This window comes from Candidatus Bathyarchaeia archaeon (genome assembly GCA_035935655.1).
In the GTDB taxonomy this organism is placed as follows: domain Archaea; phylum Thermoproteota; class Bathyarchaeia; order 40CM-2-53-6; family 40CM-2-53-6; genus 40CM-2-53-6.
This window is the reverse complement of the sequence record DASYWW010000018.1, coordinates 1-16,146: the sequence shown is the minus strand read 5'-3', so window position 1 is coordinate 16,146 and position 16,146 is coordinate 1. Positions and strand designations below refer to the sequence as shown.

Here is a 16,146-nt window from a genome sequence, read left to right as displayed (position 1 = left end):
ACCTCATAACCAACTGCGAGGTTGGACGCTTGTTGTCGCATCCCTTCCTTTCAAAGAGTGATGATGAATTGTTTAGAGGAGTAGCATCGAGAACCCCACTGTCCAGCTTCAAACGTCTCATACAGATTTTGGTGATTGGATCTGATGGTGATCATTGTCCTGAGAGCACTTACGCGGCTGCAAAAGAGGTTGGAGCTGAGATTGCCTCTAGAGGAGCAGTTCTTGTCACGGGCGGTCTTGGTGGAGTCATGGAAGCTGCTTGTCGTGGCGCGAAGGAGAAGGGTGGAATGGTGGTCGGGATCCTTCCACAAGAAGACATGAGCTACGCGAACCCCTATTGCGATATAATCGTACCAACAGGAATGGGATTCTCACGGAACTACGTGACAGCATACTCTGCTGACTCCGCTATTGTGGTAGGCGGAGGAGCTGGAACCTATGTGGAAGCACTAGTCGCCTACGGGAAAGGAAAACCGATAGTGGCGTTGAAAGGGACAGGGGGAACAGCGGACAAGATCGCCGACAGCTACCTAGACGATCGAAAAACGGTGAAAGTCATGGCCGCCCCAACACCCAAAGACGCCGTCGACCAAGCACTAGACCATGCCCTCAACGGCAAAAGAGGAATACGGTACTTCCAAAGCGTCGCAAAAATGCTCTAACAGGTCCTCGGGATTGAGGACCGTGTTTGGGATTACATTCGCTGCTCACTACGACTAATCAAAAAATCCTTGGAAAGATAGTAGGAGACGCATGTCAGCGGAAGTACAGATCACGAGTCAGAAATGGGAGTGCCCTAATGACGGGACAGACCTTACTGAGCTCATTCGAAAGCATAAGATAGAGGGCATGTTCAGTAGAATTGAAAATACCCCAGAACTATCTTTAGATCCATTCGTCAAGTGTCCCGGGCTTTGTGGACTAAAGGTAAAACCCAGATATATTGAACCTTTTATTCGCTCTTCGCCTCCTTAGAATACACCTTTCTCGTTCACTGTTCGTCTGGTTTCCTGCTGGTGAGAGCATCACGAGTTCTCGAGGATGCCGCAGTGCTAATGCAGGGCATAGTGAAGCTTATCGATGATCGGGTTTATGATCTCCTAGTTGCTCTGGCCGAAAGAGTCGATGTCCGGGGCTTGAACTGAGATTGAAGGATGTTCCGGGTCTTTGTTGGGGTCTATTTTCCTACGTATCGCGGCTTTCGTGGTCCGCCCTTTGTCCTTTGCGAAGCTTTGGAACTGGCCGGCTTGTTGCGCTTGTTGGGTATTTCAGGTCGGCGGCTCCCTCGTAGGACCTGTTCAGGGGATGAGAGGGATCGGGTGGGCTTATTGCTATGACTTGGTCGTCTGTCACGAAAATGTCGGTTCCTAATCCTAAGTGTGAGAATGCAGCCTTGACAGCTTCAGCATAGAAGATGCTGGCCTTCAATCCCATATCGTGTTTGACGATAAGTGTGTGGCTCCTTCCGTCGAATGCGTAGTCTGAGGTGAAGGCTCGGCCGTATTGGGCGCCGAGGAATTCTAGCGCTTTCAGAACACTGTCGAAGTCGAATTTTTTGAACCAGAAGGTTATGATTCCAGGTGCCTGGTTCTCGCCCCACCAGCTTCCCATCTCCTTTGCCTGTTCGATGGTCAGATAGTCGAAGAATTTCTTAATGGTACTGATTGAGGTTGTGACTGTTCCGAATTTTTCGGCGTTTACCTCCCACTCTACGTACCGTCTAAGAGCCTTGTTGGCCATCTGGTTCATGCTGACTCTTCCTTCTGAGGAGAGTCCTTCCATTTTCTTGTCGACGTCGCGGTCTATACGGAACGTTCTCGTGACTGTGTCGGGAGATCGTCGGGTTTCAGTTTTTAGAGCGGTTTCAATCGATGTCATTACAGACTATCACATTCTATAGCAACTGCAATCATGTACAGGCATTTAGATAAGCTTGGCCCTACTCTATCACAGAGAGTGTGTTTGCGACCGCATGTGAAGGATAGACTTCTTATGCTGGCAATAGATTGCAAACGGTCTAATTGCACACATAACGCAAAACCTTGCATTGCATACAGTCAATAGGATTGCCAGTTGCAAGCGGAGAGAGACGTACCCCTTAAGTGCTTGCAATGGCTTACTGGTGCTAAGAGGAGCAAAAAGTGACCTTAGCAACTTCGCGGACCACGCTCGAGCTCAAACAAGCACCGGTTTCAAGCTCACGAAGCGTCACCAGGACCCTTAGACTAGATGAGGACGTGGAAGCAGGTATCGTCGAGATGGCTGAAAGAGAACAGTTCTCTTTCAACCTTCTAGCCAACAGGGCACTCAGGAAACTTGTAGAGTGGGATGACAAGGCCGGGAAGTTCGGCTTCATCCAGGTTCCCACATCGTTGGTGGAGAAAGTCTTCAGCATCCTTACTGATCAGGAGGCAAGGGAACTCGGCAGAGAGGCGGGGACCAACACTATCCCCGAGATGGTCCTGTTCTGGTTCAAGAAGTTCAACCCAGAGAATGCATTGAAAGCCCTAGAGATGATAGGTAGCTACGGAAACGCTTTCAGACTCCAGTACACCCTCGATGGAGAAACTGATACCGTGGTGTTGAAACACGATCGAGGCCCTAGGGTTTCAGCGTTCTACACGGAACTGCTCGGGTCCCTCTTCAAACCCATGGGGGCCAAAGTCGAGACCCGCGAGACCGACGGTCAAGTAGTTGCGACCATTACTCGTCCGGCGGTGAACGTAGGCGGTGGACAACGAGATTCTCCGTTGATTCCCAGCTTTCCGGGGTTTAAGAATGGAAGAGGCTACAGGGGATAAGCGGAGCTCGGCGATAGAGTCGAAGAAGGACCTGCGTAAGACGCAGGGGTGGATTCGGATGCATTCCGATGAGAGTGCAAAGACTCTTTCAGCCGATGATCCGGAGGATAGTGCGGCCAAATCGCAGGATCACAAGGTTCGCAAACTTGAGAAACCCGCGGAATAGTCAAAACGGTTTTGAAGGCGGAAACATCGCCAGGTCGTACCGTTGTCAGCTATGATCCTTTCAGTTCGATTATCGTTTCTGAAATTTGCATTAGTATGGTCGGTCTTATTTGGCGTAGCTTAACTGATTCCCGCGATGCTGCGGAGATTCTTTAACCGCGTTGCGCTCAATCCAGTCGGGAATGACGACCGCTCGAAAGAGCTCCTGAATGGATATGTTCCGCCTTCTCGCTACCCGTTCAAGCTCATTGAACCTTCCATCTTCTATGGTGACCATGAACTTATGCAAAGGCCATAACCTAAACTTCTGACAAATGTTTTACCGCTTCCCGCGAAGACCTGTTTACTTGTTATCTCAATTCGAAACGTGTTCAGATACGATCCTTCTTCGACATCGCAAGTGTGATCTGGGATTTCGACGATAATAACGAGGTGTCCACAGTGTGTTAGGATAGGTTACTTTGTAAACGTCGTGGTTAAATGGAAAAATTACGAAATGTAGCGATAGATAGACGATGGATGCGATGCTATCTAACAACGAAAAAAGGGGAGGATTTCCCTTCTTGGAAAGTCGAGAAACAGAGACCGATGGCCGACTAAAAGATCTACTTGTCGACCTCATAGATTCTTCAAAGACATTGGAGGTAAGAGTCTGGCTCGACGGAGTGTATGCTGACATCGGTGACGACCAAGTCCGTGGAAATTGGATGAATGATCGCGATGTGTACTTCAAAGTCGAAGGAAGAGTAGACAAGAGGAACGGTTCATGATGGTGCTCGATCAGGACTTGGATGCGAATCTTTGCTCGTCGTGCCTGGAACCCACAAACCTAACATGTGATAATTGCAGACTGTGTCTCGAACACTGCTGCGCTTGCTCAATCGACATTGAGCCGACTGACACAATGGCGGGATGATCGATGAGCGAGTTGAGAGACAGAATCCAAGAGAACTACAGGTGGACGGCTTACATGAAACTGAAGGGACAGACATGGGCCCGAGGAGAGGACGAGATACTGGACGAGTTCGACGGTTTCGTCCAGTCGCTTCGAGGCGTAGGCATAGACTACCACATCATCGTCACGGTTGACGGCAGAACCCCTCGACAATTCAACCCTGAATCTAAGGTGAAAGAGGCAAGCGCCAATATCGCTGGAGAAACGTCCGGAGAATAACGTTGGCCAAATTCATACTATCGGTGGGAGATGGCACGTTCAAGATACTCGAGTCTGAAGCCAAGAGAAGGGACGTCACAGTGCAGCAACTCCTTCGAGCGGTCATTGTACCTGAATGGGTAAGAGAGAATCTCGAGTTGGACCGACCGTCGATGCCGTCAAGGGAAATCGCACCCCACTTGATGCACCAGTCCATATATCCTGGCCAGCGTGATGCAATGCTGCAAGCACCTGTGAACCGGCTCAGACCTTGATCTGGGAGCAAGGCCTGTAGGTTGACTCGCTAAAGGCATGTTACAGAATCCCTCAATTTCTGTCCATGTGTAGACGTTCCAATCAGATGGGCCACTTCTGAGTTGAGGAGACAAATGGAGCGCGCCTTCGGGAAAGCTTTTGCAAAGTATGTCGGTTATGCGACACTCACTGTTTTCTTTGTAATAATTCTTGTCGGTGCCTATTATTTGGGAAAGTAATCCAAGGTTGGCGCGCTCGCAACTTGCCTGCAATTGGCATACGCCAAGAGTATCTGGTCTGGCAGAGTAAGAATGGGGATTGATGAATCAATCTGTTGCTGTCACGATCTATCGCGCTTACCAAGGGTGGGCTAAAGTGTTCTATTGTGGTTAGTTCTAAGACTCTGTGGACTGACCGTTCAAATATCTCTGTTGAGAAACTGGTATGAATAGGAGAAAAAAGGAATGAGAACAGTACTCGCGAACAAGAAGGCTCGGACTCTAACCTTCACATTGATAGCTCTTGCTCTCACAGGGGTCGTTGTTGCGTCACAGTTTGGAAATCATACGAGCGCAGTCGGGGACTCATCGATTCAAGACAGAGCTCACAGAAGTCCTCCAACTATAAGCCGAACGTCAACCACTGCGGCATCTACGCCAACTGGGGCTGGCACTTATTTCGACCACATTCTGATCGTAGTCATGGAAGACCATGGTCTAATCGACATTTGTGCACGGAATCCACCCCCTTGCTTAAGCACCAGCGGAGACCCATACGTGGCTGGGCTGGCAAACACGTATGGAATCGGATCCCACTACACCGGTGTCTCACATTTCAGCCAAGCTGACTACGTTGCTCTGCTAGGTGGGGACACCTATGGCTGTGTCGGTTATCCCTGCACGCCATCAGCTCACGTGAACCTCGTGGATAGCCTGGAGGCCGCAGGACTAACGTGGAGAGGTTACATGGAAAACCAAGCCGTCGCAACTGGCTGCGACACGAACTACAACCAACCTTACACTCCGGAGCACAACCCCTTCGTGTTTTTCACCGATATCACATCCAGCGCGACTCGATGTTCCAAAGTAGTACTCGCGAATCCGAGTGGTTGCGTGGTGACTGATTGCACACTGCTCAACGACCTCAACTCAGGGTCTGCTCCGAACTTCATGTGGCTTACACCGAACAACTGCGATAACATGCACGGCTACACAAACGGATGTTCCGCCTCCATTCCATTCGGAGACGCATATCTCAGCAGTCTTGTCCCGAATATCCTTAACAGCACTACATTCACGACACAGAGAGCCGCTCTATTCGTTGTCTTTGACGAAGGAAACGGATATTGCCCCCTCAACAACAGCTCGGAGGACTGCGTCTACGCTGTCTGGGCTGGTCGAGGAACAAAGAACAGCCTCGTTACAACCAATCCTTACAGTCACTACTCGTTCACTCGCACGGTAGAGACGAACTGGAACCTTCCCAGCCTGTCCACAAACGATGCCACAGCTACTCCGATGACAGAATTCTTCACATACACCCCACCCTCAGTCAGCTTCACGTATACACCTGCGAACCCGGGACCCCTTCAGACAGTCCAGTTCACTGCCACAGCAACAGGCGGGATCCAGCCGTACACCTACGCCTGGGACTTCGGCGACGGTTCCACTGCCAGTGGACCTACAACTAGCCACTCGTACACTCTACCAGGAACCTACACGGTAACAATAATTGTCAAGGACGGCGTAGGTCAGAATGCTTCGATGTCGAAGACGGTAACCGTCAGCATCGTACTACCGCCAATCCCATAGGCCAGATTGTCCTACCTAATTTTCCTATTTTTTCTTCTTCCAAGTCGTTAGGAAGAAACGTCATTACAAAACGCTTCTCTTTTCGAAGCGAGGCTCGGTCCGCGGAAAAGCCAAGGCGTCTCTGAGATTTCTCCGATTCAATCCTCTGGGGAACAGCCAAAAGAGCGGTCGGGATCTCCATTTCCGAATCCACTCAGCTTCAGCAACTGATCGTGGCATCGAACGCAGCGTTGTCAAGCGATAGGAATTCGGGGATGGAACAACTGGTTTGTGGTACATTGTGGTAGCTTGTGCTCTTCCATAGACGTGCCGGTTATATCGAGAGAGCGAGAATTGGTCATTGACATGATGCCATTGAACATATCGGTGGTAGGTGCCGGTTATTGGGGGAAGAAAGTAATACGGGAAATCTTGAACGTGTCCCGTACTACTCGTCGGGTTAATCTCTGCTCCGTTGTTGACAACTCACCGTCTATGCTTGAGCAATGCAGGAAAGAATTCGGTCCCTTGGACTATCGTTTGAGCTATCAGGGATTACTGTCCGATCCCGCTATTTCGGCTGTTCATATCTGCTCGCCAAACACCACGCACTTCGAAGTCGCATCAGAGTTTCTCAGATCGAAAAAGCACGTCCTCGTCGAAAAACCCCTAGCACTACGGTCCACGGACGCCAACGAGCTAGTTAGACTCGCGGAGGAGAAGCATAGAGTCCTCGCCGTCGGACATGTTCATAGGTTCAACAATGGGCTCAATGAGCTAAAACGTATTGTCCAGAGCGGGCTGCTTGGGGACATCTACTACCTCCGCCTACAATGGACAGGCTACCTCCCACCCCAAAGAGACCGCGACGTAATAACCGATTTAGGCCCACACCCCTTCGATATATGCAACAATATTCTCGGAACATGGCCCACAAAGATCTCGTGCAGAGGTAGAGGTTACAGGGGTGGAGCAGGCGACGAGGTTGCCTTCATCATAGCCGAACACATAGACGGAGTCAACGCAAGCATTGAACTCAGCTGGCTGGACTCCGAGAAACACAGAGATGTCACCGTGGTAGGAAGCAACGCAGTCGCCCGACTGGACTGCCTGGATCAGAAACTAGTCCTTCAGAGGTCAGACAAGACAGAGACAATATCCACCGTTCCAAGTAACACGCTGCAGGGAGAGATCATCCACTTCGCCAGATGTGTTGAAAACGACACCGCATCCAAACCATACTCAAACTTGTCGGATGGAAGCATCGGAGCAGGAGTAGTGAGGCTCTTGGAGGCATCGAGGAGATCTCTGCTTGAAGAACGGACAGTGCAAGTTCCAGTTCCATCATCTGAGGAACTAGTTGTAGGCGAACCAGCTCAAATAGGGTTTCGAAAAATTACGTCTTACTAGAGAGTCGGTCTATCGAGAACCATGTGTTGAGCCCGCGAACCTAGACCTGGGATCTAACAGGTGCAGGTGAAAGAAGAATCTCCGGAAGGTAACGAGCACTCCCACAAACTCACCAGACTGAACCTTCACACCTGCAGGACCTGTGGAAGACTTGTTGCGACAACAGTTAGGGAGACAAAACCAGGGGAACTAATAATCGAAGAGACAGAGCTTGACGTGAAGATTGTGTCATCGCGAATGAGCCGATTGCGCATCGCTACGCATTGGAGAAACGCGCATTCCGAGCAACCTTCCGATTCGATCATGAAGGTAGAAGATACCTGCTGGTGACCATCAGAATCCAGAATGGCTTGCACAAATCCCTGGTTCTGAATTCGGGATAGAGGCCGCTCCTAGAGCTCAGCGTTTGTCACTCCGATCTTGGTTCGCCTTGCGGCTTTGAGGATTCGTGCCGCGTTTAGCGTAATCATCCTGCTAGGACCTTTTCGCCCCCAGTCCACCACTTCGACGTTCGACACCAATGCTTTCGATTTAGTCAATGGTGTCCGCCTCATGTTCCAGTAATACTTATCCGCGTGCCATAGTCCGTCGGGACCACTCTTCTTCTCTACAATATCCAGCGCTTCCTTGGTTCGTGGGTCATCTAGTTTTCCTGCCCTTGAGAGTATCGTGAGTTCCTGTAGAATGTCGCAGTGCCAGTAAAGCGGATAGTGCAGCTCGACCATACTCGGATGAATGATCTCTCCTGTATGGTCCGAACGGAAGAGATGGTGTTGAAGAAAGAACTCTGACGCTCTCGCAATCGGTTTCAAGTAATCTCGATCTCCTGTTGCTCGTTGATACTCGACAAGACCCCAGAGAGTTGATAGAGACTCGTTGACTGAGGAGTGGTCGGCCTCGGGTCTCCTGTCGCAGTTCCATCCTCCATCGGGCCACTGCCACTCGACCAGCGACTCGGCAAGCTTCGCAACCCGCGGGTCCTCCGCGAGGCCCAGCCGGCTACACCCTGCCAGCGCGTTACCCTCTTGTGAGGCACATCTCCGATATCGTCCATTGATCTTGGGAACATTGCGAAGATGAGCCTCACCAAGCAACCATTTCAAGACAAGATCCGTTGCCTTAACCGCTGGCCGAAATCCCGAGGGTATTCCTAGTTCGACAAGAGAGACTAGACGCCAGTGTGCGCCTGTCCATTTCTGGTATGGATGGACCTCGAAACCACCATCAGACCTCTGCCCCGAGAGAAGAGTCTTGACAATCGGTCCGTTAGGAATAAGTTTCTTTGCCACGAGAACTTCCTTCGAGTCGGACGGTCTCTCCAGAATCTCTGTGAGAGTGAGATAGCGGACCGAGGGATCGTCCGAGTTTAGGAGCCAATTGACTGCCGGGTCCTTGAGGGTCGTGACCTCAGAATCAGTGAGCACAAAGAAGATAGAAACGGGTCCAATCTAATAGGTGCTACTAAGGACGATAGATGCCCGGGCACTCCGGTCCCCGGTTTGAACGGGGGATCAGGGCTAGTTGGGTTCAAGGACTGATCGGATGAGAAAGAACTGAACGGACTGATCAAAGGATATTACGTCACTGCCCATGACTCCGATATGAATGACTGTTCCATTGAGGTAGCGGTGAAGGTATGCGGCTACTAGGTCATGTTGTCCTGGGCTGGCTTGTACCCAGCGCGCGAGAATCGTAGTACCTGTCATGTTTGTTACCTGGTTCTCTTCGTGACCGCCATAGGTTTTGAAGACTCTCGATCCGAAGTGTTCCTTCAGTGCCAGACTGATGGGGTGGGTTCCGTTAGTGATGGCGCCATCGTAACGACTGTACGTTCCGCAGCAATAGTTGCTTGCGATCCAGTTCTTGTTCTGTTCTCCCCAGCGTTCGAACACGTCGCGCCAGACTTTCTTTCCGTCGAAACCCCAACCATGTCCCATGACCAAAGACAAGTGATGGGAGTGTGAATGGTATTTCACCTCAGCTAGGAAGTTGGTTGCGTCCAGAAAGACGAGCCGGCCGCCGTTCTCTACGAAGTGTTTGTAGCCAGAATACTGCTGAGATGTAACGTACTCGGTGAAGCCGAGGATGACAACATCGAACCTGTTCACGCCTTTGTCGTCAAACAGTTGTCCCTCGGTCACGCTGATGTCTGTCAATATCGTCAGGCTCTTGCCCAAGACCATGCCATTCCGACTTGCTGCTCTGGAGTTGATGAATTGTCGCAGCCCATCGCTCCAACCCCATCCATCGACAATGGTCGCATTCAGTTTTTCAAGATCGGATCTGATCTGTTGACCCTTCGGGGTATTGGCGTATTTGGAATAGAATCCGTAGAATGATGAGTAGGCAGTAGCTGTGAAAACTGGCTTTACGACAGCCACCCTCACTCTCAGATGGTCGGCGCGTGAAGCTGATCCTGCTGGACTGCCTATGATGGCAGGGGCGGTTGCAGGCAGGGTAATCATGAAAATACAGAAGGCCGCTGCCGCCACCTGTGACAGTCGGGGCTTTTTCGGGTGTATTACCTTCCCGTAAGCCTGGGGTCTAACTGTGCGTCTGCGAGTCTTTGCAAAGGAATCGATTTCCGATCCCAAATCTCCCATCAAGGGGATCCCTTCTCAGTTTTTAATATGAATCAATCGGGGGCTTGAATCCATGCAGCCAATCACTTACACGGTATCCAAAGGGCTGAGGATCGGCGCGATAGGCGGTTTCATCGGATCAATAGTCCTTGGCATTACCGGGGAGATCGGCGCTATTTCGATGAACCAGGAGCTCTTCTACACCACAGTTGCGCGGAAGCTAGGTTTCGGCGATTACTCCGTTCTTGGAGGATGGACACTCCACTTCCTGGTAGGAATAATCGCGGGATCACTGTTCATCGGAGCGACAGCAGCAATCAGGAGATTCATTTTGACCACGACTAAGAAGGCCATCTGGGTTGGCATACTAGGAGGGGTCGCAATCTGGATAGTCGTCTACGTTCCCGTCACAGGCATCCTGATCCCAGGGGATCTGACCAACGCCACCTTCGCCGTAGGAACCTTTGTGCTCCATCTGCTCTACGCCGTGGTGACTGCAATCGTGTCGCTCTCGCTTCTGCGCCGAACGGTCAAGACAAAGACAACCTGATCAAGCTTCCGTCTAACACGAGCGGTTTCGCTACTACAGAGCCCCGCTTGCGGAGACAAAGAACATAGCCACACAATTCTAGACAAATCCGAAAACAAGGAACACTGCTAGGAAGATGGCGACTACTGCGTAGAAAATGGCTTTCTTCAAAAGTTGCTTGAGCCTAGCTTTAGGTGAGGCTCTTCCTCTCGACCCGTTTTCGTCTCCCCATATTACCCACCTAGTTAATAGAAGAACTGCTCCCGCACCCGTGGCAGCCAAGGATCTGATGATCAAACGTTGGCTGCACGAGCTACCCGTCAAGCTGCTGCAGCCGAATACGATAGTGAATGCTCCCGCAATCAATGTTAGCCACCCGACAAACCCAATAACGCTTTTCCAACTGATTACCGGCTGTGGCTCGCCGTCCACTTCACGTCACCTCCAAGCGCTAGTAGTCGACTAACTGAAGATAATACGTTCACGAATCATTCTACTCTGTCCATTTCTCGATGTTCTTGCATGGATCTCCGCATTTCTGGATTTCATGGAATATGGCGTCGATGACTGGTTCGTTTGTCGTCACGCCTGTTCCATTCTTCAACCACAATGAGACGCCCAAATGGTGAGACTGGAAGACACGCAATACCTGCCCGGTGTACAGAATCGAAACCGCCTTCTCCCAGGAAACGCTAATCGGATTTGACGGTCGGGTCAATGGAAAATAGGTGAAAGCTGACGAGCCAACAATCAGAAGAGACAGTACGAGAATCCCGAATCGCTTCCGCATCGATCAGCAGGAAGTCACAGACGGAACGAATAGGTTTTGCGGGTCAATAATTGCTTTCCATCCTCAATCTCTTTCTGAAGAGAAAGCGGTCGGACTGTTGGAAGCCCACGGATTTCCAGAACGTTGCTGCGGTTTTGTTCTCGTGGAGTACTTCGAGCCCGATCTCATCTATCTTCATCCTTTGACACTCTCTTACCAAACGTCTCGCTAGCAGTCTTCCCACTCCCCTTCGCCTGTGGTCGGGTCTAACGAAGAAATCGTTTACAGTCATGACCCGTCCAAGCTCCGCCGAGGGCGTGTAAACCACCAAGGCCACCCCAACTACTGTATCCTTCTCCCGAGCAACCAAGAGTAGGCCTGGGGACTCGCCGCTCAGTTGATGGTCGACTGCCCAGGAGATTCTCTCTTTGATTGGGGTTATCCCTTCCGACGCGTGGTATTCCGCGATGAGTCTCTCGATCTCCACGCGATCTGACATTTCTGCCTGCCCGACGGTTACCATTCTTGGACCCGAGCTAATGGCGCTAAGGAAATAAGCCGAGAGCAAAGGCTAGATGCAAGCGGACGTTGGTGCGTTTCCGTGAAGAATGTTTGTCCTGAATGTGGGTACAATGCCGGCGAAAACGGGGAGAGAATTCTTCAGCTCCACATGAACGTTGCACACGGCAAGAATGCTTCTCTAGCTAGAACACCTGAAGAGCTTGCGGCTTCGCGTCGGGAAATCGATCTTCTCGTTGCCCGGCAGAGCCTCATCGCCCGAGCGGCGCTACTCCTAGGAATCATCACGGTCATTGTAGGCCTTGCGCTGGTGTCCGTCGGTTCTAACAACCTAGGCATACTAACTTGTAGAGCATCTGCGTGTTTCATTCCTCAGTCCCTTATCGATCAGATCAGATCATCAGGCTACGGACCCGTCTACGTTGCGGCGCAGCAAACCGTCTTTGGTGGATTGCTGCTCGTCGCGATAGGCTTCACGGGACTGGCTTATTGGCCCGCACTAAGAGTTGGCATGGCGCAGAGAATACAATTCGTCCTGCTCGTCGGAATCTTCATGCTCGTGCTCGTGACGAGTCTGGCCATCGCTGGTGGAATAATTCCGTTCGGACAACGCATCATTCCCCCGTCTTCATAGCTTCTCGATCTTTTTGCGGTCTGAAAGACTTGTGAGGCTATTCTCACGAGACCGTGAGCCCTTGTGGTCTGGACGAACAGACTCCACAACTCTTATGGACTATTGTTCAAGGTCCTTCGATAGGAAGGGCAATGGGTATCGTCTCTGACATCGAGAAGGCCTTGCAGATCCCGCGGCTAGGGACCTCGTTGCTGGCCATTCTTATCGGCATCTTGCTTCTAATGATTCCTTGGCTATTGAACTACCTGATCGCGATAGGTTTGATCGTTTGGGGAATCTCTGAAGCAGTAAAGGTGAACAACGCCTCAAAGACTTCTGATTCGACCAAGTGAGCCTCAAGCACAATGGGTAGAGAGCCTATGGCCGGCGACTGTTGAATCTTAACATAGGTAACATCTTACATATAGAAAACAAAACAAACTAGCTAGCTAATCATGACCGCTCGCAGCCACCTCAAGCTAGTATCTCTTCTCCTCGCAGGATTAGCTGGAGCTGGATCGCTCGCAGTCGGCTTCGGACTAACACCATTGAGCGGTTCGGTGCTCGGTTCCTTCTTGGGTCTCGGTCCCAAAGGCGACTTCTCACTTTCATCCAGCTCTAACTCGGTCATTGTCCCGCAAGGCTCCACGGGAACCGCCTCGATAACAATCACGAGTCTGAATCATTTCAGTGGAGACGTAAGCATAACCGCGACGATAACGGCTAGTTCGAATGCTCCAGTTGTAACAACGAGCCAGTCCTCGGTCAAACTCAAACCAGACGACTCAGCATCTTTCTCGGTCACCATTGCAACAACAAGCTCCACCATTATCGGATACCACAACGTCACCGTCCAGGGAAAGACGAACACTCTCACACACTCGATAACGTTTTTGGCAAAAGTAAGCTCCCCGCCGCCCCCTCCGACTCCAGACTTTAGCCTCTCATCGAATTCGGCATCTCTTTCGATTACCCAGGGAGCATCCACCAGCGCAACTCTGACAGTTTCGAGCATTCTCAGCTATTCAGGAAACGTTGCACTGAGCATAGTCATCTTCCCCTCCGGGGTCAACACTCCCGCGGTTTCCCTGAATCTTACCAGCCTCCGTCTTCCAGCAGGAGGCACCAATGCAACCAACTTCTTCGTCAACGGGTTTAACTCGACAGCCGCGAGCTACGCGATCATAATCACAGGAACCAGCGGCTCCTTAGGCCATAGTCTTCAAGTCTCTCTCCTAGTCAATCCTGTGAGCGTTCATGAATCGCTGAATCTGGAATTCTTCAGCGTGAGCTCTCCTACCAATGCGATCCTTAACCTTCGGAACACGGGCACTGTGACAACCACCCTCGTTTCATACTTCGTCACAGATGCTAGTGGCGACAAGTACACCCGCTCAAACTGGAACGGTCCCGTTATCAATCCGAACGGACTTGGAACCGCAAACGTCACGATTGGGTCGAGCTGTAGTGGGTGCGTGTTATCTGGGGCACCTTTCACTTTCACCCCTGGCAACAGCTACACGATAACAGTAGTTACGAGCTATGGGAACCAGTTCGCTTACAGTTTTTCGATCTCAGCTCAGGAATCTCTTAATCTGGATTCATTCTCCTTTCCGGGTAGCACAAGCGTCATCATGTACATTCGGAATACTGGAACAGTTTCGGTTCAGCTTGTAAGCTATTACGTGAGAGATGCGTCAGGCGACACCTACTCGCTCGCGACCTTTGCTGGGCCGACCATAGCCCCGAACGCCGTCGCCGTAGTAACCGTCAACATCGGGTCGAGCTGCCCAGGCTGCACGCTTACCGGCAATCCTTTCACGTTCATGTCGGGATACAGTTATTCGATTATCTTCGCCACAGCGCGAGCCAATCAGTTCACATGGACAGTAGTCCGCTGAGGACCCGATCCTTAGTAAATTGATAAAACATCGGACAGACTCTACTGCGCATGATGCGCATGACGAGAATGCCAACTCGTCGAAGAACGATCCTGATTATTCTCGCCATCGCAATAGTTGCATCCATCACATACGGCGCTGTTACGTACCAGACTCCATACGGTTGCGACTCTAGCGGCGTTTCAACTGGACCAAGTATCGACTGGCAAGTATTGGCCAAACCGTGCTTTTACATTTACTTCACTGGAATTGTTGGCGGCAGTACACTACTGATCCTACTCATTCCAGTACCGGAGAAAAAGGGTTCCATAACGGCCTAGCTTCACTCGACAGTTCTCGTATCCTTACCAGCTCTTTTTGCAGCAACAAAGTCCGCCGAGTCCACACGTCGCGTGAGTGGACACTGAATATTACAAACTCATACAATTGGGTCCATCTGTAGACGCTATGCCCAAATAGCCGCATACCACTTCTCCACTGGGAAGCGACAGGTCAACCGCTTCTGCACAAGAAATGTTCGCTAGATACTTCGGCTATATGGCGCTTGGCGTATTGCTTGTGATAGCTCTGATCGGTGCGTACTACCTAGGCAAGTAACTATCATCACGGTTGCAGTCATTTTCATTTGCGCAGGGCAGGTGCAGTGTTGAAGAACCACTGGTGCCCGAACGGGTCTTCTAGCTTGCAGATTCTTCCATATGGCTCACTTTTGATGGGCTGAAGTACCGTCACCCCGGCCGCAACTGCCCGTTTGAAAAACGAATCAACATCCTTCACGTTGACATGAATGATGACAGGTGTTCCGCCAAGAGTCTTAGGACTCTTGTTGTAAGTCGGGAACTCATCGGCCAGCATTACGCGCGCGCCTTCGATCTCAAACTCCGCGTGACCAATCCTTCCCTCCCACGGCATCCGCTCAGAAACCTCCTTTGCACCGAATGCCTTTGCGTAGAAGGCTAGCGCGTGCTCAGCATCATGGACCGCTAATGCTGGCACGGCCTGATTCTTGATCTTGTCAGTTACCGCTTTGCTCGGCATTGAAGATGAAATTCGCAGGACAGCTCATAAGCGTATCTGAATCGATCGACAAAGAGCCAGAGTATCCGAGGCCTTTGTAAGTCACCCATGCTTGCTGCGGACTATGAAGAAAGGAGGTAGTGGTGGGGCTGGCAGGATTTGAACCTGCGATTTCGTGGGTTCCTGGCGCGACAGCATCGCTCCCAAGCCACGCGGATTGTCCGGACGCATCGAGGAAATCTTGTCCTCTAGACCTGGCTATCCGACAGCCCCTCGGCGCTTCCAAAGTGCGATGTCGCTTTAGCTCTTACCTTCGGAAAAATCCATCTTCGACTCTTTTGTTTCTAAGGTTCTGCCAAGTCTTCGTCGAATGATTGACTTTGCTTGCCTCCATCGACTTTGAGGATTAGGGTCGTGTTCTCCGGTTCCTGTTCCTCTACCATTGCTTCACCTGGAGGCCCGTTGGGGCTGAACCTCAGCCCTCCCGCGGCTATGTTCCTGGCCGCGTTCTCGTCCCTGTCTAGCGTGGCTCCACAGTGTGGACACCATAGTCTTCGTCTGGTGTTCTCTAGGGTCTTGTACCCGCATATTGAGCACCGTTTTGACGTGTCTCTAGCAGGAACGTAGATTACCTTCACTCCT

20 protein-coding genes and 1 tRNA gene are annotated in these 16,146 nt (G+C 51.1%); 12 read left to right on the top strand and 9 right to left on the bottom strand.

Translation table 11 applies throughout. The annotated features are described in order from the left end of the window. Positions 1-32: 32 nt before the first annotated feature. Positions 33-662 carry a TIGR00725 family protein gene (locus tag VGS11_04005; GenBank protein HEV2119262.1) on the top strand — a complete coding sequence of 210 codons (630 nt, stop codon included), beginning with the start codon at positions 33-35 and terminating at the stop codon, positions 660-662. A 523-nt stretch (positions 663-1,185) separates the two neighbouring features. Here the strand turns inward: VGS11_04005 and VGS11_04000 are convergent. Next, entirely contained in the window at positions 1,186-1,878 is a 693-nt protein-coding gene (locus VGS11_04000) for a hypothetical protein (GenBank protein HEV2119261.1), read from the bottom strand. A 263-nt stretch (positions 1,879-2,141) separates the two neighbouring features. On the opposite strand from VGS11_04000, the gene VGS11_03995 reads away from it, so the two are divergent. From VGS11_03995 to VGS11_03970, 6 genes are all read left to right on the top strand, one after another. Continuing rightward, a complete protein-coding gene (locus VGS11_03995) occupies positions 2,142-2,801 on the top strand; it encodes a hypothetical protein (GenBank protein ID HEV2119260.1) in 660 nt (219 codons plus the stop codon). A 728-nt stretch (positions 2,802-3,529) separates the two neighbouring features. Further along, positions 3,530-3,736, top strand: a complete 207-nt coding sequence (locus VGS11_03990; protein HEV2119259.1) for a hypothetical protein — start codon at positions 3,530-3,532, stop codon at positions 3,734-3,736. A gap of 149 nt (positions 3,737-3,885) precedes the next feature. Continuing rightward, positions 3,886-4,140 carry a hypothetical protein gene (locus VGS11_03985; protein ID HEV2119258.1) on the top strand — a complete coding sequence of 85 codons (255 nt, stop codon included), beginning with the start codon at positions 3,886-3,888 and terminating at the stop codon, positions 4,138-4,140. Between the two features lie 2 nt (positions 4,141-4,142). Next, complete coding sequence (locus tag VGS11_03980; protein ID HEV2119257.1) at positions 4,143-4,394, top strand: hypothetical protein; 252 nt, start codon at positions 4,143-4,145, stop codon at positions 4,392-4,394. Between the two features lie 444 nt (positions 4,395-4,838). Next, positions 4,839-6,185, top strand: a complete 1,347-nt coding sequence (locus tag VGS11_03975; GenBank protein ID HEV2119256.1) for a PKD domain-containing protein — start codon at positions 4,839-4,841, stop codon at positions 6,183-6,185. Positions 6,186-6,530: 345 nt separating this feature from the next. Next, complete coding sequence (locus tag VGS11_03970; protein HEV2119255.1) at positions 6,531-7,574, top strand: Gfo/Idh/MocA family oxidoreductase; 1,044 nt, start codon at positions 6,531-6,533, stop codon at positions 7,572-7,574. A 392-nt stretch (positions 7,575-7,966) separates the two neighbouring features. Here VGS11_03970 and VGS11_03965 read toward each other — a convergent pair whose 3' ends face one another. Continuing rightward, positions 7,967-8,998 (bottom strand): hypothetical protein, encoded by a 1,032-nt coding sequence (locus VGS11_03965; GenBank protein ID HEV2119254.1) that lies wholly within the window; start codon positions 8,996-8,998, stop codon positions 7,967-7,969. A 93-nt stretch (positions 8,999-9,091) separates the two neighbouring features. Next, positions 9,092-10,177: a N,N-dimethylformamidase beta subunit family domain-containing protein gene (locus VGS11_03960; GenBank protein HEV2119253.1), complete on the bottom strand. Its 1,086-nt coding sequence runs from the start codon at positions 10,175-10,177 to the stop codon at positions 9,092-9,094. Between the two features lie 52 nt (positions 10,178-10,229). On the opposite strand from VGS11_03960, the gene VGS11_03955 reads away from it, so the two are divergent. After that, the gene (locus VGS11_03955) at positions 10,230-10,706 is read left to right on the top strand and encodes a hypothetical protein (GenBank protein HEV2119252.1); all 477 of its coding nucleotides are present in this window, start codon (positions 10,230-10,232) and stop codon (positions 10,704-10,706) included. 78 nt (positions 10,707-10,784) lie between these two features. On the opposite strand, the gene VGS11_03950 is transcribed toward VGS11_03955, so the two are convergent. The 3 genes from VGS11_03950 to VGS11_03940 form a co-directional block, all read right to left on the bottom strand. Next, positions 10,785-11,117, bottom strand: a complete 333-nt coding sequence (locus VGS11_03950; GenBank protein ID HEV2119251.1) for a hypothetical protein — start codon at positions 11,115-11,117, stop codon at positions 10,785-10,787. A gap of 61 nt (positions 11,118-11,178) precedes the next feature. Next, the gene (locus VGS11_03945) at positions 11,179-11,475 is read right to left on the bottom strand and encodes a hypothetical protein (protein ID HEV2119250.1); all 297 of its coding nucleotides are present in this window, start codon (positions 11,473-11,475) and stop codon (positions 11,179-11,181) included. A gap of 43 nt (positions 11,476-11,518) precedes the next feature. Further along, the gene (locus VGS11_03940; GenBank protein ID HEV2119249.1) at positions 11,519-11,977 is read right to left on the bottom strand and encodes a GNAT family N-acetyltransferase; all 459 of its coding nucleotides are present in this window, start codon (positions 11,975-11,977) and stop codon (positions 11,519-11,521) included. Positions 11,978-12,124: 147 nt separating this feature from the next. Here VGS11_03940 and VGS11_03935 point away from each other — a divergent pair, with 147 nt between their 5' ends. The 4 genes from VGS11_03935 (at position 12,125) to VGS11_03920 (ending at position 14,807) form a co-directional block, all read left to right on the top strand. After that, positions 12,125-12,607 carry a hypothetical protein gene (locus tag VGS11_03935; protein HEV2119248.1) on the top strand — a complete coding sequence of 161 codons (483 nt, stop codon included), beginning with the start codon at positions 12,125-12,127 and terminating at the stop codon, positions 12,605-12,607. Between the two features lie 131 nt (positions 12,608-12,738). Beyond that, positions 12,739-12,939 (top strand): DUF3096 domain-containing protein, encoded by a 201-nt coding sequence (locus tag VGS11_03930; protein ID HEV2119247.1) that lies wholly within the window; start codon positions 12,739-12,741, stop codon positions 12,937-12,939. 102 nt (positions 12,940-13,041) lie between these two features. Continuing rightward, positions 13,042-14,487: a hypothetical protein gene (locus VGS11_03925; protein ID HEV2119246.1), complete on the top strand. Its 1,446-nt coding sequence runs from the start codon at positions 13,042-13,044 to the stop codon at positions 14,485-14,487. Between the two features lie 68 nt (positions 14,488-14,555). Further along, complete coding sequence (locus tag VGS11_03920) at positions 14,556-14,807, top strand: hypothetical protein (protein ID HEV2119245.1); 252 nt, start codon at positions 14,556-14,558, stop codon at positions 14,805-14,807. Between the two features lie 301 nt (positions 14,808-15,108). Here VGS11_03920 and VGS11_03915 read toward each other — a convergent pair whose 3' ends face one another. The 3 genes from VGS11_03915 to VGS11_03905 all read right to left on the bottom strand — a co-directional run. Then, positions 15,109-15,525: a VOC family protein gene (locus VGS11_03915; protein ID HEV2119244.1), complete on the bottom strand. Its 417-nt coding sequence runs from the start codon at positions 15,523-15,525 to the stop codon at positions 15,109-15,111. Between the two features lie 120 nt (positions 15,526-15,645). Next, a tRNA-Pro gene (locus VGS11_03910) sits at positions 15,646-15,777 on the bottom strand. A gap of 71 nt (positions 15,778-15,848) precedes the next feature. Next, positions 15,849-16,146, bottom strand: a 298-nt coding sequence (locus tag VGS11_03905; protein ID HEV2119243.1) for a transposase, incomplete at its 5' end; no start/stop codon positions are given.

Coding starts and splice junctions, on each gene's coding strand:
- VGS11_04000 (HEV2119261.1), bottom strand. CDS start 1,878: ATGACATCGATTGAAACCGCTCTAAAAACTGAAACCCGACGATCTCCC.
- VGS11_03985 (HEV2119258.1), top strand. CDS start 3,886: ATGAGCGAGTTGAGAGACAGAATCCAAGAGAACTACAGGTGGACGGCT.
- VGS11_03975 (HEV2119256.1), top strand. CDS start 4,839: ATGAGAACAGTACTCGCGAACAAGAAGGCTCGGACTCTAACCTTCACA.
- VGS11_03970 (HEV2119255.1), top strand. CDS start 6,531: ATGATGCCATTGAACATATCGGTGGTAGGTGCCGGTTATTGGGGGAAG.
- VGS11_03960 (HEV2119253.1), bottom strand. CDS start 10,177: ATGGGAGATTTGGGATCGGAAATCGATTCCTTTGCAAAGACTCGCAGA.
- VGS11_03955 (HEV2119252.1), top strand. CDS start 10,230: ATGCAGCCAATCACTTACACGGTATCCAAAGGGCTGAGGATCGGCGCG.
- VGS11_03945 (HEV2119250.1), bottom strand. CDS start 11,475: ATGCGGAAGCGATTCGGGATTCTCGTACTGTCTCTTCTGATTGTTGGC.
- VGS11_03940 (HEV2119249.1), bottom strand. CDS start 11,977: ATGGTAACCGTCGGGCAGGCAGAAATGTCAGATCGCGTGGAGATCGAG.
- VGS11_03935 (HEV2119248.1), top strand. CDS start 12,125: ATGAACGTTGCACACGGCAAGAATGCTTCTCTAGCTAGAACACCTGAA.
- VGS11_03930 (HEV2119247.1), top strand. CDS start 12,739: ATGGGTATCGTCTCTGACATCGAGAAGGCCTTGCAGATCCCGCGGCTA.
- VGS11_03925 (HEV2119246.1), top strand. CDS start 13,042: ATGACCGCTCGCAGCCACCTCAAGCTAGTATCTCTTCTCCTCGCAGGA.
- VGS11_03920 (HEV2119245.1), top strand. CDS start 14,556: ATGCCAACTCGTCGAAGAACGATCCTGATTATTCTCGCCATCGCAATA.
- VGS11_03915 (HEV2119244.1), bottom strand. CDS start 15,525: ATGCCGAGCAAAGCGGTAACTGACAAGATCAAGAATCAGGCCGTGCCA.